This is a genomic window from Marivivens sp. LCG002 (assembly GCF_030264275.1).
In the GTDB taxonomy this organism is placed as follows: Bacteria; Pseudomonadota; Alphaproteobacteria; order Rhodobacterales; family Rhodobacteraceae; genus Marivivens.
Window position 1 is genome coordinate 314,856 of the sequence record NZ_CP127165.1, and the last position, 13,959, is coordinate 328,814.

Annotated in this window: 14 protein-coding genes and 1 riboswitch; of the genes, 12 read left to right on the forward strand and 2 right to left on the reverse strand. The window is 57.2% G+C overall.

Annotation, left to right across the window (positions count from 1 at the left end; translation table 11 throughout):
• The first annotated feature begins 4 nt into the window (after window positions 1–4).
• The gene (gene irrA / locus QQG91_RS01635) at window positions 5–424 is read left to right on the forward strand and encodes an iron response transcriptional regulator IrrA (protein ID WP_285772299.1); all 420 of its coding nucleotides are present in this window, start codon (window positions 5–7) and stop codon (window positions 422–424) included.
• Here irrA and QQG91_RS01640 read toward each other — a convergent pair whose 3' ends face one another.
• A complete protein-coding gene (locus QQG91_RS01640) occupies window positions 425–1,324 on the reverse strand; it encodes a DMT family transporter (RefSeq protein ID WP_285771245.1) in 900 nt (299 codons plus the stop codon).
• A gap of 67 nt (window positions 1,325–1,391) precedes the next feature.
• Complete coding sequence (locus tag QQG91_RS01645) at window positions 1,392–2,258, reverse strand: hypothetical protein (protein ID WP_285771246.1); 867 nt, start codon at window positions 2,256–2,258, stop codon at window positions 1,392–1,394.
• Between the two features lie 118 nt (window positions 2,259–2,376).
• Between QQG91_RS01645 and miaB the strand changes: the two genes are divergently transcribed.
• The 11 genes from miaB to QQG91_RS01700 all read left to right on the forward strand — a co-directional run bounded on the left by miaB (window position 2,377) and on the right by QQG91_RS01700 (window position 13,866).
• Entirely contained in the window at window positions 2,377–3,687 is a 1,311-nt protein-coding gene (gene miaB / locus QQG91_RS01650) for a tRNA (N6-isopentenyl adenosine(37)-C2)-methylthiotransferase MiaB (protein ID WP_285771247.1), read from the forward strand.
• A gap of 205 nt (window positions 3,688–3,892) precedes the next feature.
• On the forward strand, window positions 3,893–4,447 hold the full coding sequence (locus QQG91_RS01655) for an OmpA family protein (RefSeq protein WP_285771248.1): 555 nt from the start codon (window positions 3,893–3,895) through the stop codon (window positions 4,445–4,447).
• Between the two features lie 12 nt (window positions 4,448–4,459).
• The gene (locus QQG91_RS01660; protein WP_285771249.1) at window positions 4,460–4,774 is read left to right on the forward strand and encodes a hypothetical protein; all 315 of its coding nucleotides are present in this window, start codon (window positions 4,460–4,462) and stop codon (window positions 4,772–4,774) included.
• 146 nt (window positions 4,775–4,920) lie between these two features.
• Window positions 4,921–5,943, forward strand: a complete 1,023-nt coding sequence (locus QQG91_RS01665; RefSeq protein ID WP_285771250.1) for a PhoH family protein — start codon at window positions 4,921–4,923, stop codon at window positions 5,941–5,943.
• Window positions 5,944–6,047: 104 nt separating this feature from the next.
• On the forward strand, window positions 6,048–6,551 hold the full coding sequence (gene ybeY, locus QQG91_RS01670; RefSeq protein ID WP_285771251.1) for an rRNA maturation RNase YbeY: 504 nt from the start codon (window positions 6,048–6,050) through the stop codon (window positions 6,549–6,551).
• 37 nt (window positions 6,552–6,588) lie between these two features.
• Window positions 6,589–7,482 carry a CBS domain-containing protein gene (locus QQG91_RS01675; RefSeq protein WP_285771252.1) on the forward strand — a complete coding sequence of 298 codons (894 nt, stop codon included), beginning with the start codon at window positions 6,589–6,591 and terminating at the stop codon, window positions 7,480–7,482.
• Between the two features lie 82 nt (window positions 7,483–7,564).
• On the forward strand, window positions 7,565–8,998 hold the full coding sequence (lnt, locus tag QQG91_RS01680; protein ID WP_285771253.1) for an apolipoprotein N-acyltransferase: 1,434 nt from the start codon (window positions 7,565–7,567) through the stop codon (window positions 8,996–8,998).
• Window positions 8,999–9,016: 18 nt separating this feature from the next.
• Window positions 9,017–9,065, forward strand: a riboswitch (SAM-SAH riboswitch).
• A gap of 7 nt (window positions 9,066–9,072) precedes the next feature.
• Window positions 9,073–10,254 (forward strand): methionine adenosyltransferase, encoded by a 1,182-nt coding sequence (gene metK, locus QQG91_RS01685; protein ID WP_285771254.1) that lies wholly within the window; start codon window positions 9,073–9,075, stop codon window positions 10,252–10,254.
• Window positions 10,255–10,326: 72 nt separating this feature from the next.
• Window positions 10,327–11,040, forward strand: a complete 714-nt coding sequence (gene trmB / locus QQG91_RS01690; RefSeq protein ID WP_285771255.1) for a tRNA (guanosine(46)-N7)-methyltransferase TrmB — start codon at window positions 10,327–10,329, stop codon at window positions 11,038–11,040.
• A gap of 118 nt (window positions 11,041–11,158) precedes the next feature.
• A complete protein-coding gene (locus QQG91_RS01695) occupies window positions 11,159–11,896 on the forward strand; it encodes an NAD(P)-binding domain-containing protein (RefSeq protein ID WP_285771256.1) in 738 nt (245 codons plus the stop codon).
• Entirely contained in the window at window positions 11,893–13,866 is a 1,974-nt protein-coding gene (locus tag QQG91_RS01700; RefSeq protein ID WP_285771257.1) for an oxidoreductase, read from the forward strand. The genes QQG91_RS01695 and QQG91_RS01700 overlap by 4 nt, the downstream gene beginning before the upstream one ends.
• The last annotated feature ends 93 nt before the right edge of the window (window positions 13,867–13,959 follow it).

The following is a 13,959-nucleotide window of genomic DNA, read 5'->3' on the forward strand; positions in this document are numbered from 1 at the left end:
GCCCATGCTCGACAACGAGACACATCGCGGAACTGAGTGGCTGAATGCCGTTGGACTGCGCCCCACCAAGCAACGTGTGGCTCTTGCAACGTTGCTGGTCGGCGACGGGCAAGACCGCCATGTGACCGCAGAATGGCTTTACGAAGCTGCATCGAGCAGCGGTGAAAAGGTATCATTGGCAACGGTTTACAATACGCTGCGTGCGTTCTGTGATGCGGGTCTCATGCGCGAGATTACCGTCGATGGCGCCAAGAGCTATTTCGATACCAACATGAGCGACCATCCGCATTTCTATTGGGAAGATACCGCGACCCTGACGGACGCAGCCGAAGGGCAGCTCGAGATTCTCAATCTCCCCGAGCCACCTGAAGGCGCTGAAATCGCTGCGGTCGACGTTGTGATCCGACTGCGCCGCAAATCCTGATCAGATTTTTGTCCGTCCTTTGACGTAGTGGGCGTTCAGCGCAAGCGCGGCGCCCGCAACGATGATCAGTGCCATACCGAAAACTGAAACGCGATCGGGCAGGTGATTGAACACCAGCCAGCCCAGAACCGCTGCCCAAACGATATGCATGTAGTTGATCGGCGCGACGAGCGATGCGGGTGCGATTTTATAGGCGGCGGCAAAGAAGAAGTGCCCGAGCGTCGCAAAAAGGCCCATCAGGACCATCAAGCCGATATCGAAGAGTGCGGGGACGGGGCCGGACAGGTGCGGGATCGAGGTCAGAACGAAGAACGCCGCCCCGTTGATCGTCGCGTAAAACAACATGGCAATCGCGCTTTCGGTTTTCGAAAGCGATCGGGTCATAAGGTGGAACGCGGTCGCGATGCCTGCATTGACGACGGCATAGATGACGCCGACAGGGTCAAGACCGCCTCCCGGTCGGAGCACCAGAAGAACTCCGCTGAACCCGAGAACCGCAAGGAACCATCCAAGCGGCGAGACCTTTTCGCCGAAAAGCGGAACAGCAAGCGCCATCACTGCAAAGGGAGAGAGGTAAAGGATCGACACGGCCTCGCCCACAGGGATCAAACGAAGAGCGTGTCCCATAGTGAGCGATGCAAAAGAAAGCAGCAGCCCCCGAAACATCACTTGTTTCGTTTTTTGGGTCTGCCAGAGGCGCGCCCCGATCTTGGGATAAACGAACGCAAAAAGCAGAACCGTGCTCGCGAGATAGCGGATCGCCTGCATCACGGGCACGGGGTATTTCATCGCCATTTCTTTGCCGATGGTGTCTGCCGCCGCAAAAAACAGCGTGGTTACGGCAACGAGCATAATGGCGAGAAGCGGCCTCTGGTTAGGCTGGGGCAAACTGTCGGTCAATGGTGGAACCCTATTGGCTGTCCGGTGCGTCAAACCCGACGCAGTTTCAGGCCGTTGTTGCCGCCATCTAGAACCACTGGCCGGGTTCCATCAAGCCAAGATCGAGGAGTTGCTGTGAATGCCACGTGAAGCGCACCGAGTTATGCCACTTGAACGTATGGATATCATAGGTGGAACCGGGGTTACGCTTGAGCGCTTTAGCCGTGCGGAAGGACGCGATCGCAGCCGTGATGTTGTTATGCCAAGGGCAGGCATAGGTGTTCATCTCTTCATCGGACAACGTGTGGTCTTTGCGGATCTTGAGACCCTCTTTGGCAAGAAAGAGCGGAATACGGTCGATCCTCCGGCGCGAGGCCGGAATATGTTCTTCAAACCGCCATCTCAGGCCGCCGTAGAAATCCAGTTGCCGCTCCTTGGGGTGGTTGTGGTTGGCGGGATCGGGCCGAGCCAAACCGTAATACCCCGTCTTGTCGAGCATCGCGGTATCAAGCGAAACCGCATTCGGGTGCCTGTTCAAATCCTCGGCATAAAGATCGACGACATAGGCAAGAAGCGCCTCGCGCCGCTCTTCGAGATTGAAGAGCATAAGTTCCAGAACATTGCGATGTTCGCAAAACGGAAAGAACAGATATTCCGCGTTATAGCAATAATAGAGCCATTGGGTTTTGAGTGCTCCGATCAGCGGGTTCATCACGTTTTCAAGCGCCGCTTCGCGTGACATGTCGAAAACGATCACGTCCACTTTGTCGAGAACGGTCGAGGGGATCGCGATTTCTTCCGATGCCACGCAGATGATTTTCTTGAACCCGAGGTCGATGTGGTGACGCACGGTCGTATCGATCTCGACCTCGTCATCGCATAGGATGATGGCCACGGGACCTTTGATCCCTTGGGAGCCTTTGTTCAAGAATTCACTGAGACTGGAGTAGCGCATGTGCCTGATTTGCGGGTTTCGCGCTTAGGTTCCGTTAATTCGCGCGGCATTGCAAGCCGCTCGGCTGTCCTATAGAGAGCGGAAATTCCCTTTATCGCTGCATCTACAGGGTGAAACCATGTCCGAGACCAAGAAACTTTTCATCAAGACCTATGGTTGCCAGATGAATGTTTACGACTCCGAGCGTATGGCCGAAGCGCTGGGCAGCAAGGGCTATGTCCAGACGGAGAAGCAGGAAGAGGCGGATATGATCCTGCTCAATACCTGTCATATTCGCGAAAAAGCAGCGGAAAAGGTTTATTCCGAGCTTGGTCGGCTCAAGCCGCTCAAGGATGTGAATCCCAATCTCAAGATCGGGGTGGCGGGCTGTGTCGCGCAGGCCGAAGGTCAGGAGATCATGCGCCGTGCGCCTGTGGTCGATCTCGTGGTCGGGCCGCAAACCTATCACCGTCTTCCCGATATGGAGACGGCGATCCAGTCGGGCGCCAAGGCACTCGATACCGATTTTCCCGAGGAAGATAAGTTCGCGATCCTGAACAAAACCCGCGCAAAGGCCAAGCGCGGCCCCACCGCGTTCCTCACCGTGCAAGAAGGCTGTGACAAGTTTTGTGCCTTTTGCGTCGTTCCCTATACCCGCGGCGCGGAAGTCAGCCGCCCCAAGGATCGTATCCTTGCCGAGGCGCGCGATCTGGTCGAAGCAGGTGTGCGGGAGATCACTCTGCTCGGCCAAAATGTGAACGCCTATCATGGGCATGACAAAGGCTTGGCGGGGCTTATCTGGGACCTCGCCGAGATCGACGGTCTCGACCGCATCCGCTTTACCACATCGCATCCCAACGACATGGACGATGCGTTGATCGAAGCGCACGGCACCTGTGAAAAGCTGATGCCCTATCTGCACCTTCCTGTGCAATCGGGCAGCGATAAGATCCTCAAGGCGATGAACCGCAAGCACACGCGCGACGACTATTTCCGCTTGATCGACCGCATTCGCGGTGCGCGTCCCGATCTTGTTCTGTCCGGTGATTTCATCGTCGGCTTTCCCGGCGAGACGGATCAGGACTTCGAGGACACGATGGATCTCATCCGGCAGGTCAACTACGGAATGGCTTTTACCTTCAAATATTCGACGCGACCGGGCACGCCCGCAGCGGAAAAGCCGCAACTGCCCGATGATCTCATGGATGCCCGTCTGCAAGAGCTTCAGGCATTGATCACCAAGCAGCAGCGCGACACCCAGGACTCCATGGTCGGCCGCGAGGTGAATGTGCTCTTCGAGAAGAAAGGGCGCATGGCAGGACAGTTGATCGGCAAGACCGAGTATCTTCATGCTTGCTACGTCGAGGCTCCGGAAGAAGCACTTGGCAAGATCCACAAAGTGCGGATCAAAGAGAGCGGGCCGAACTCACTTGGCGGTGTGCTGGTCTAAAAGTTTCATCAAATTTGCCGTATACCACCATATGTGGAAACAATTCCGCCTAGTGGGGCAATTTGTTGCGAAAATTTCCCGAATTCAGGCGAGATTTAGCTTCCAATAGGACAGTAATAGGCTATCCTAAAGGTTAAGTTTGGCAGCTTTGCGTGGCGTCTTGTGGCATGCGCATTTGCCTTGAGTTTTGATTGGGGAAATTGCGATGTTTCAAGCCGCTCGCATGACTATGGCTGGTGTAATGGCTGGGGTGCTGTCCCTGACGTTCGCACCCGCACTTCACGCACAAAATACCATCGTCGGCACAGAGATGACGCCCACCGTCTGGATCGATCCCGACGGATGTGAGCATTGGGTCATGGATGACGGCTTCGAAGGCTACATGTCTCCGCATCGCAACCGTGATGGCTCGCCGGTGTGTCACCGCTCCGAGATTTGCGGGATCGTCCCCTCGGATCAGCTGTTCCAGACCGACAAATACCATATCAACGCCACCGGACGCGAAACGCTCGCGAATTTCTTCCGTTCGACAGGCGCATACGGCTATCTCATCTACGGACACACGGACAGCCGCGCTTCGGATGAATACAACATGCGTTTGTCCAACAACCGCGCCAACGCGGTCGCTTCGATCGCACAGTCTGTCGGTGCCCGCGTGGTTGACGTCAAAGGTTTTGGCGAGCGTCGGCCTCGTGCGGACAACGGGTCGGCTGCTGGGATGCAGCAGAACCGCCGTGTTGAAATCTACTGCCTGCGCTAAGGAGAGCTGGACATGAAACTCGTAAAAATCCTTGCTCTTGGTGCTCTGTCGCTCAGCGTTGCGGCCTGCGGGCTTGAGGGTGGCACACGAACCGGCTCTGAACGTTGGTTCGACGGCGGTCAGGATGCAAAGCACCTTAGCCAGCTTGTCGCCGGTATCTGGGTCGATCCCAACGGTTGTGATCATTGGATCATCGACGATGGCGTTGAAGGATATCTTTCCGAGCGCATGACCCCCGATGGTCGCCCCGTTTGCTCGGGAGTCGCGCAGCCCAATACGGCTGTCGGTCCGTTCAAGGCAGGGTCGAACATCCCCGACTCGCTCTAAAATTGTTTAATTCCCAAGCAAAGAAAGGCCGTTGGCGTGTCCAGCGGCCTTTCTTCGTTATGCCGGTGTCACAATATCATGTGTCTACTTGCCATACGGCACACAAATTGCCACGATGAACTTACACACATACTCAGGAGTCTTGCTTGGTAGCTAATGTTCTTACCCCGCCAGTCGCCGTTCCGGAGATCGCTGAGACAGCGATCGAGTTTCCGGACAACTTCCTTCTGATCGACCTTTGCGGTGAATACGATAAGAACCTTGCCAAAATAGAGGAACGACTGGGTATACAGATCCTGCGCCGTGGAAACCATCTTTTGGTGATCGGCGAAGATGGATCGCGCAAAGCTGCCGTTGATGTTCTCAACGCCCTCTACAGCAGGCTCGAAAGCGGCAAGAGCGTCGAGCTTGGAGATGTTGACCGCGAACTTCGGATGGGAGCGAGCGAAGCAGGCACAGAACCCCAAGCGGGCGATCAGATGGAGCTTTTCAAGGGCGGACCGATCGAGATCAAAACCCGTAAAAAGCTCATCGAGCCTCGGACCGATGCGCAAAAAGCCTATGTCCAGTCCCTGTTCAAGAATGAGCTGGCCTTTGGTATAGGCCCTGCGGGTACGGGCAAAACCTATCTCGCCGTTGCGGTCGGGGTGTCCATGTTCATCACGGGGCAGGTGGATCGCATCATCCTCTCCCGCCCTGCCGTCGAAGCGGGTGAAAAGCTCGGGTATCTCCCCGGTGATATGAAGGACAAGGTCGACCCCTATATGCAGCCTCTCTATGATGCGCTGAACGACTTCTTGCCCGGCAAGCAGACCGCCAAGTTGATCGAGGAAAAGCGCATCGAGATTGCACCGCTTGCCTTTATGCGTGGCCGGACTCTCTCCAATGCCTTTGTGGTGCTCGACGAAGCGCAGAACGCCACGTCGATGCAGATGAAGATGTTCCTCACCCGTCTGGGTGAAGGCTCGCGTATGGTCATCACGGGCGACAGAACCCAGATCGACCTTCCACGCGGCGTGTCGTCGGGGCTTGCGGATGCCGAACGACTTCTCAAGGGCATCAACAAGATCAGCTTCAACTACTTCACCTCCAAGGACGTAGTGCGTCACCCGCTGGTTGCCGCAATCATCGAAGCCTATGAGGCAGATGCAGAAGCTGCGCTGCGCTGAAACACCGCCGAGCGCCGCGTTGCGCTCGGCACAAAATCCACTGGGCGTTTGCTGCGCTTCGAGATAGAGCGGGGCGAACTGAATGGATTGCGAACACGGCTCTTATGCAAATCGATCTCGATATCACCGACGAACGCTGGGCTACCCTCGGGCTCGAGGCTATCTGCGAAAAAGCCGCGCTTGCGGTTCTGGAGCGGTTGGAAATCGAGGCGGATGAGTGCGAACTCTCGGTGCTGGGGTGCGGCGACGCTCGGATCAAAGAGCTCAACGCTGATTTCCGCGAAAAAGACAAAGCAACGAACGTCCTCTCCTGGCCCGCGGAAGAGCGCGGCGCCGAGATTGAGGGCGCGCTCCCTGAAACGCCCGAACCCGATATTTTCGGCGTGATCGAGCTTGGCGATATCGCCATTTCCTTTGATACATGCGCCCGTGAAGCTGAAGAGGCGGGAAAGTCCCTGACCGATCACGCCACCCATTTGATGGTACATGGCGTCCTTCACCTGTTGGGTTTTGACCACATTAGAGAGGCAGATGCTTCTTTAATGGAGGGAATAGAGACAGAGATACTTGGCAAAATGGGTATTAAAGACCCATATTCGGAATATTGAAGGTCGGACCCGAAGTTCGGCTATAGGTTTGGAGACAATGACCGACACCCCTGACGGTCCTTCTATCGCAGCGCATAGCGCGCAAGAAGATGACAGTAACGAGAGCGCGAACAAGGGCTTTTTCAGCCGTATCATCGGCGCTCTTTCCCCCGCAGAAACAGAGACGGACCAAACCGTCGAGCGTTCCGACGTTCAGGCAAGGGCTCCCTTTGTTCCCGGTCTCGTGAATCTGCGCAAGATGCGGGTCGAAGACGTTTCGATCCCCAAGACCGAAATCGTTGCAGTTCCCGTAACCATCGAGCTTGATGAATTGGTCAAAGTTTTCCGCGAAAGCGGCCTAACACGTCTCCCCGTCTATGACGGCACGCTCGATACTCCGATCGGTCTTGCCAATCTCAAGGACTTTGCGCTCAAGTTCGGCTTTAACGGCGATACGCCGAATTTCTCACTGCGAGAGATGCTGCGTCCTTTGATCTATGTGCCGCCTTCGATGCCTTTGGGTGTTCTTCTGCAGAAGATGCAGGCGGAGCGGATTCACATGGCTTTGGTGATCGACGAATACGGTGGAACCGACGGGCTTGTGACGATCGAGGACTTGATCGAACAGGTCGTAGGCGAGATCGAAGACGAGCATGATATCGAAGAAGCCCAGACCTTTGTGCGGGAAAAGCCGGGGGTCTATATGGCTCAGGCCGTCACACCCCTCGACGAGTTTCAGGCCGAAATCGGCTTTGATCTTACGGCTCATGAAGAAATCGACGAGGAAGAGGTCGATACGCTCGGGGGCTTGGTCTTTATGTTGGCGGGACATGTGCCGGCTCGGGGCGAAGTCATTCCGCATCCTGACGGTCCCGAGTTCGAGGTGGTGGACGCTGACCCGCGCCGTATCAAACGCCTCAGGGTCCGCTTGAACCAAGCGCATGAGGCTTGAGGCGTTCATAAGCCGATTTACGAAGCAAGAGGCTGCGAAGGGGATCCCTCGCAGCCTTGTTCTCGTTTTGCTGGGCGCGATGATGGCCTTGGGACAGGCGCCGCTTGGTTTCTGGCCCCTGAGCTTAGTTGGCCTTTTCATTTGGGCGCGCCTTTTTGCCCGTGGCCATGGACCTAAAGAAGTTGCCAAAGACTCTTGGCTGATCGGGTTCGGCTATTTTCTGGTGCTGCTCCATTGGATCGTTTGGCCATTTCTTGTGGAGCCGGAACGCGACGGGTGGATGGCGCCCTTTGCGCTTGTTCTACTTCCTTCAGGGCTCGCACTTTTCTGGGCAATCACCCAGGGCGTCGCGCACCGTCTCGCAGGGCATGCGCCATATCTTGCTTGGGCTATCGGGCTTTCCCTTGCAGAGCTGGGACGCGGGCATCTTTTCACGGGCTTTCCATGGGGCGGGTTTTCGCATGTCTTGCTCGAGACACCCGCCAGTGGGCTCTATGCGGTTTTCGGGGCCGAAGGGCTTTCGATCCTGATGCTGTTCGCTGTCGGACTGGTTGCTTGGGTGACGCAGGAGAAGCCGATGCGGCTTCTGGTTTTCGCGACCCCGCTTGTTTTTCTCGCGCTTCCGTATCGCCCCGAAGAGGTCGTTATACCAGCGGACGCGCCGACTGTCCGACTTGTCCAGCCCAACGCCCCGCAGGACGAAAAATGGGACCCGCTCTTGGCCGAGGTCTTCTATCAACGCCTTCTGACCTATTCTGCTGCACCGGGGACACCTGATCTCATTTTGTGGCCCGAAACGGCAATCCCTTATGTTCTTGAGTTCTCTGACCACATCCTCGCGGAAATCGGCGAGAAAGCGGTTGCTCCCGTTGGCTTCGGGATCAACAGGATCGAGGGCGAGCGTTTCTATAACGCTTTTGCTTTCATCGACGCAGAGGGGCAGGTGGAACATATCTACGACAAACAGCACCTCGTGCCTTTCGGCGAATACGTTCCGTTCGGCGAGGTCTTCGCACAGCTCGGCATCTATGGTCTCGCCGCGTCCCAAGGCGGGGGCTACAGCGCAGGTCGCACAGCCGAACCCTTTGACCTCGGGGCGGTCGGGCGGGCAAAGGTTCTGATCTGTTACGAAGGTATTTTCCCTTGGGAAGTAGTCAAAGGCGAACGGCCCGATGTCCTGATCCTTGCAACAAATGACGCATGGTTCGGCACTTGGGCAGGGCCGGCACAGCATATGGCCCAAGCCCGCATTCGCGCGATCGAAACGGGGTTACCGATGCTGCGCGTGGCCAATACGGGGATCACTGCTTTGATCGGCACCAACGGGGAAATCCTTGCGGACCTTCCCTTTGGTCAGCAAGGAATGCTCGATGTAAAACTGCCCGCACCCGAGCCGTTAACAGTCTTTGTGAAATATAAAGGGTGGCCGGCCATTTTGTTGCTTGCAATCGTCACCTTTTGGATCATTTCACCTTTTGGACGTATCCCGATTGACCGCAAGCCGCGGCGCGCCTAACGAAAACACGATAACAAAAACCCGTCACAACGGCTTCCTGGCGTGGCGGGGACATTCCAATGGAGCACTTCCCAATGAGCCGACAGAACTACATTTTCACTTCGGAATCCGTGTCCGAAGGCCACCCCGATAAGGTCTGCGACCGGATTTCGGACGCCATCCTCGATGCGTTTTTGTCCGAGGAACCCGAAGCTCGCGTGGCCTGCGAGACCTTTGCTACGACCAATCGCGTTGTGATCGGCGGTGAAGTGGGCCTCTCCGATCAGGACAAGTTGAGCGATTACATGGGCCGCGTGGACGGGATCGTCCGCGACTGCATCAAGGACATCGGTTACGAGCAGGACAAGTTCCACCACGAAACCGTCGAGATCACCAATCTCCTGCACGAGCAATCCGCGCATATCGCCCAAGGCGTCGACGCGCGCGAGGACAAGGACGAAGGCGCAGGCGATCAGGGGATCATGTTCGGCTATGCGACCACCGAGACGCCCGAGCTGATGCCTGCCCCGATCCACTATGCGCACAAGATCCTCAAGCGTCTGGCCGAAGTGCGCAAGGACGGCAGCGAGCCGACCCTGCGCCCCGACGCCAAGAGCCAGCTTTCGGTGCGCTATGAAAACGGCAAGCCCGTCGGCGTCACCTCGATCGTGCTTTCGACCCAGCACGCCCACGAAAGCCAGACGAGCGCCGACATCCGCGCCATCGTCGAGCCTTATATCCGCGAAGTGCTGCCTGAGGGTTGGATTTCGGCGGACACCGAATGGTGGGTGAACCCCACGGGCACCTTTGTGATCGGCGGCCCCGACGGGGACGCAGGCCTTACGGGGCGCAAGATCATCGTCGACACCTATGGCGGCGCAGCGCCCCACGGCGGCGGCGCGTTTTCGGGCAAAGATCCGACCAAGGTGGACCGTTCGGCCGCCTATGCCGCGCGCTATCTGGCCAAGAACGTGGTGGCGGCAGGTCTTGCCGAGCGCTGCACGATCCAGCTTTCCTATGCCATCGGTGTGGCCAAACCGCTCTCGATCTATGCCGATACCTTCGGCACGGGCGACGTAGACCCCGCCAAGATCGAAGCGGCGATTGCCCAAGTTATGGACCTCACCCCCCGAGGCATCCGCTCGCACCTCGGTCTCAACCGTCCGATCTATGCGCGCACCTCGGCCTATGGCCACTTCGGCCGCGCCCCAGAGGCGGACGGCGGCTTCTCGTGGGAGCGCACCGATCTGGTCGAAGCCCTCAAGGCCGCGATCTAACCACAAAAGGGGCGAAGGAAACTTCGCCCCTCTTTCATTGCAAGGGCAAGGCGAAGTTGCTAAAGGCGCGCCATGACCCAGAACCAGCATCCCTCAGGCGCCCCTTGGCGCAATTTCTATGGCCGACTTCGCGGCAAGACCCTTCGCGACTCGCAGGAGGAATACCTGCGCGAAGATCTGGACGGTCTTTCCCCGGGTGCTGTGGGTTGGGACGTCAACCCCGAGCGTAAGCCTCTCGATATCGACGGGCTTTTCGGGGGCAGGCCGCTTTGGGTGGAAATCGGTTTCGGCGGTGGCGAACATCTGGTTCACATGGCCAAGACCTATCCCGACGTCGGGATCATCGGTTGCGAGCCGTTCATCAACGGCGTTGCGATGCTGCTCGGCAAAATCCGCGAGGCTGGGGTGACCAACCTTGCCGTGCACCCCGGTGATGCGCGTGACCTCTTTGACGTGATCCCTGAAGGCACGGTTCAAAAGGCCTTTCTCAACTATCCAGATCCATGGCCTAAAAAGCGGCACCACCGCCGCCGATTTGTGACGCAGGATCACCTCGAGCCGCTTCACCGCATCATGGCCGAGGGCGCCGAGTTCCGCGTTGCGACGGACATCGAGGATTACGTCCGCCAGACGCTTCAGGAAGTGCCCAAAGCGGGTTTCGAGTGGACCGCTCAGAGCCCCGAAGACTGGCGCGAGCCGTGGAGTGACTGGGTCTCGACACGCTACGAGCAAAAGGCTCTGCGTGAGGGACGAACGCCGCATTATCTGACCTTTATCCGTCGCTGATCCCCGAACTGCCTCGACCGACAAGAAATGTTCCGGATGACACATTCGGACCCTTGCTTGGTGCGGGTTCATGTCGTTCAGTGCCTCTGTCCCCTTATGAGAAGCGGCGGGAGAGCGGATGCGTATCGGATTTATCGGAACCGGAACGATTGCAAGCGCAGTGGTGCGCGCCATCGCGAATGACGGGCATCTGATCACCATCTCGGAACGCAGCAAGACGTTTTCTTCGGCACTTGCGTCAGAATTTTCGAGCGTGAGCGTTACCGACAATCAAACAGTGCTTGATCAAAGCGACGTTGTTTTTATTGCGCTCATGGCCGAGACCGCCAAGGATATTTTACCAGGCCTTTGTTTTCGGGGTGGCCAGCGTGTCATCTCATTCATGGCGGGTGTCACTCTCGAAGACGTAGCAGCCATGGTCGCCCCAGCTGATGCAAGTGCCGTGATGCTTCCTTTTCCGACTATCGCAAGTGGAGGGTCCGCGATCCTTGCTCTTGGGGATAGGGGTCTGGTTGAAGCGATCTTCGGGGAGCGGAATCGTGTCTTCGCGCTCAAGGATGCCAAGGAGCTTGATGCTTATCTTTGTGCGCAGGCCATACTCTCGCCTATCGCGCGAATGGTCTCGGACACCGCACATTGGCTCGGCAATCGGATCGAGGACGGTGAGGCAGGAGAAGAGTTTCTCAGGGAGCTTGTCGCGTCGAGCCTCGGCCAGTCCCGCGCAGATGACCTGATCGCGGCGTTGAATACCGAAGGCGGGTATAATCAACGGCTCCGCTTGCATCTCGAACGGTCGGGACAAAGTCTCGACACCTTGCGCGGCTTGGATGGGTTGGAACAGGGAACACTTTCTTGAAACATATTTTCACACCCCTCAAGGTCGGGTCCCGAGTCCTCAAGAACCGAATTGTTTTTGGTGCGCACACGACGAATATGGCGCGTAACGGTCTCCCTTTCGAGCAGCACATCGCCTATTACAAGGAACGTGCACGAGGCGGGGCGTCGATGATCGTCGTCGAGCCGATGCCTGTCCATGCGGCCGCCGTTCTCACGCGGGGCAATTTCCTTCATTCCGATGACAGCGTTGTGCCCCATTTCAAGGCCCTCACCCAAGCATGCAAAGCCTTTGGCACGGTGATGATCCAGCAACTCTATCACGTCGGTGCACATGGGGATTGGGACAACAGCTGGCATCCGAATTGGTCTCCATCGGGGGGACCGAGCTATCATGACAATGACGGCAGTCATGAAATGACGCCGAGCGAGATAGAGGAAACCATCGACGGGTTCGTAAAGGCGGCTTTGCGTTGCCAAGCGGCAGGGTTTGACGGGGTCGAGGTCTGGGCCGCCTATCACTCTTTGCTTGATCAATTCTGGACCCCGTTTTCCAACACGCGCAACGATGAATGGGGCGGATCGCTTGAAAACCGCACGCGCCTGTCCCGAACGATCATGAGGCGGATCCGCGAGGCCTGCGGACCCGATTTCATAATCGGCCTGTCGATCAACGACAACGAAGAGGTGCCTGTCTGTCTCAGCCGTGCAGAGATGGTCGAGGTCGTGTCGCTCCACGATGCACAGGGGCTCATGGATTATGTGACTGTCGGTTCGGGCAGTTATTTCGAATATTACAAGATCCTTCCCACCTTTCAGTTTGCAGAGAACCTTGGGGCGGATTTGGCAAAACTGCTCAAGGATGCAGGAGTTGGGGCCAAAGTGATCGCCGAGTCCAACATCCGCACCCCCGAGAACGCGAATACCGTGATCGGGGCGGGGCAGTCCGACCTTGTGTCGATTGTTCGAGGCCAGATTGCCGATCCCCATTTGGTCAAAAAGGCTGAAGAGGGCCGTTCCGACGATATTCGGGGCTGTCTGACCTGTAACGAGCAATGTTGGGGGAGACGCGGACGGGATTACTATATCTCCTGCCTTATCAATCCCGCTGTCGGGCACGAATATCTTTGGGGGGACGAAGAGTTCAGTAGAACCGATACGCCCCGCTCTGTGTTGGTTGTCGGAGGCGGGCCGGCGGGGCTCGAGGCGGCGCGGGTTGCCGCTGCCAGAGGGCACCGTGTCTGCTTGGTCGAAGCGTCCGGCAAGCTAGGAGGGCAATTCCGCCTTGCCGGGATGCAGCCGCGTCGCGCCCAGATCACGGACTTGATCGATTGGTATGAACGACAACTTGCAAAACTTGGAGTCGATGTTCGGTTTCATACCTATTTCGACGCCGAGGATATCGGGTCCTTTGGCGCGGATCATTTGATCATTGCCACAGGTTCGTTTGCCAACGAGAGCGGGTTTCAGAAGGCACTTCCGCACCGTGCAACGCTCGAAGGCATCGAGAGCCGAAACGTTTGGAGCGCGGCGGATGTGATGGGGAAATCCGCGCGCTTGGGAAAGCGTGTCGTCATTCTCGATGAAGGTGGGCATTGGAAAGGGGTCGGCACGGCTTGGGCTTTGGCTGAAGCAGGGCATGAAGTGACGATTGTCACACCTGACCCAGTTGTGGCCAAGGAACTCTATCGGTCGGGCGCCGATGTGCCTGCCCGCATGACTTTGGCCAAGCTTGGCGTGCGTTTTGTGACGGAAACCGCGCTCGAGGCATGGACCAAAGATGGGGCAAGCTGTCTTTCGCTCTTGACAGGGGAAGCGTCGTTAATTCCAGCAGATAGTCTTGTTTTGGCCACGGGGAACCGCTCTGATCAGAGTCTTTTGGTCGAGTTGACTGCGAAAGGCATCACAAGTCATGTCATCGGCGACGCCATGTCCCCGCGCAAAGCTCCCGCGGCGATCCGAGAAGGACGACTTGCAGGACTTGCTCTCTGAGCGATTTTGCTGCGGCACGTAAATTTGCGTAACTCTGCGGCGATCTCTTGCGAATGCGTAGAAAACCCACTTTGGTGAGCGCTAACAGTTTTG

What these genes read in the sequence shown, in the direction of transcription:
- miaB (WP_285771247.1), top strand. Translation starts at nt 2,377, where the DNA reads ATGTCCGAGACCAAGAAACTTTTCATCAAGACCTATGGTTGCCAGATG.
- QQG91_RS01695 (WP_285771256.1), top strand. Translation starts at nt 11,159, where the DNA reads ATGCGTATCGGATTTATCGGAACCGGAACGATTGCAAGCGCAGTGGTG.
- QQG91_RS01660 (WP_285771249.1), top strand. Translation starts at nt 4,460, where the DNA reads ATGAAACTCGTAAAAATCCTTGCTCTTGGTGCTCTGTCGCTCAGCGTT.
- QQG91_RS01645 (WP_285771246.1), bottom strand. Translation starts at nt 2,258, where the DNA reads ATGCGCTACTCCAGTCTCAGTGAATTCTTGAACAAAGGCTCCCAAGGG.
- QQG91_RS01675 (WP_285771252.1), top strand. Translation starts at nt 6,589, where the DNA reads ATGACCGACACCCCTGACGGTCCTTCTATCGCAGCGCATAGCGCGCAA.
- trmB (WP_285771255.1), top strand. Translation starts at nt 10,327, where the DNA reads ATGACCCAGAACCAGCATCCCTCAGGCGCCCCTTGGCGCAATTTCTAT.
- lnt (WP_285771253.1), top strand. Translation starts at nt 7,565, where the DNA reads ATGGCCTTGGGACAGGCGCCGCTTGGTTTCTGGCCCCTGAGCTTAGTT.
- irrA (WP_285772299.1), top strand. Translation starts at nt 5, where the DNA reads ATGCTCGACAACGAGACACATCGCGGAACTGAGTGGCTGAATGCCGTT.
- QQG91_RS01655 (WP_285771248.1), top strand. Translation starts at nt 3,893, where the DNA reads ATGTTTCAAGCCGCTCGCATGACTATGGCTGGTGTAATGGCTGGGGTG.
- metK (WP_285771254.1), top strand. Translation starts at nt 9,073, where the DNA reads ATGAGCCGACAGAACTACATTTTCACTTCGGAATCCGTGTCCGAAGGC.
- ybeY (WP_285771251.1), top strand. Translation starts at nt 6,048, where the DNA reads ATGCAAATCGATCTCGATATCACCGACGAACGCTGGGCTACCCTCGGG.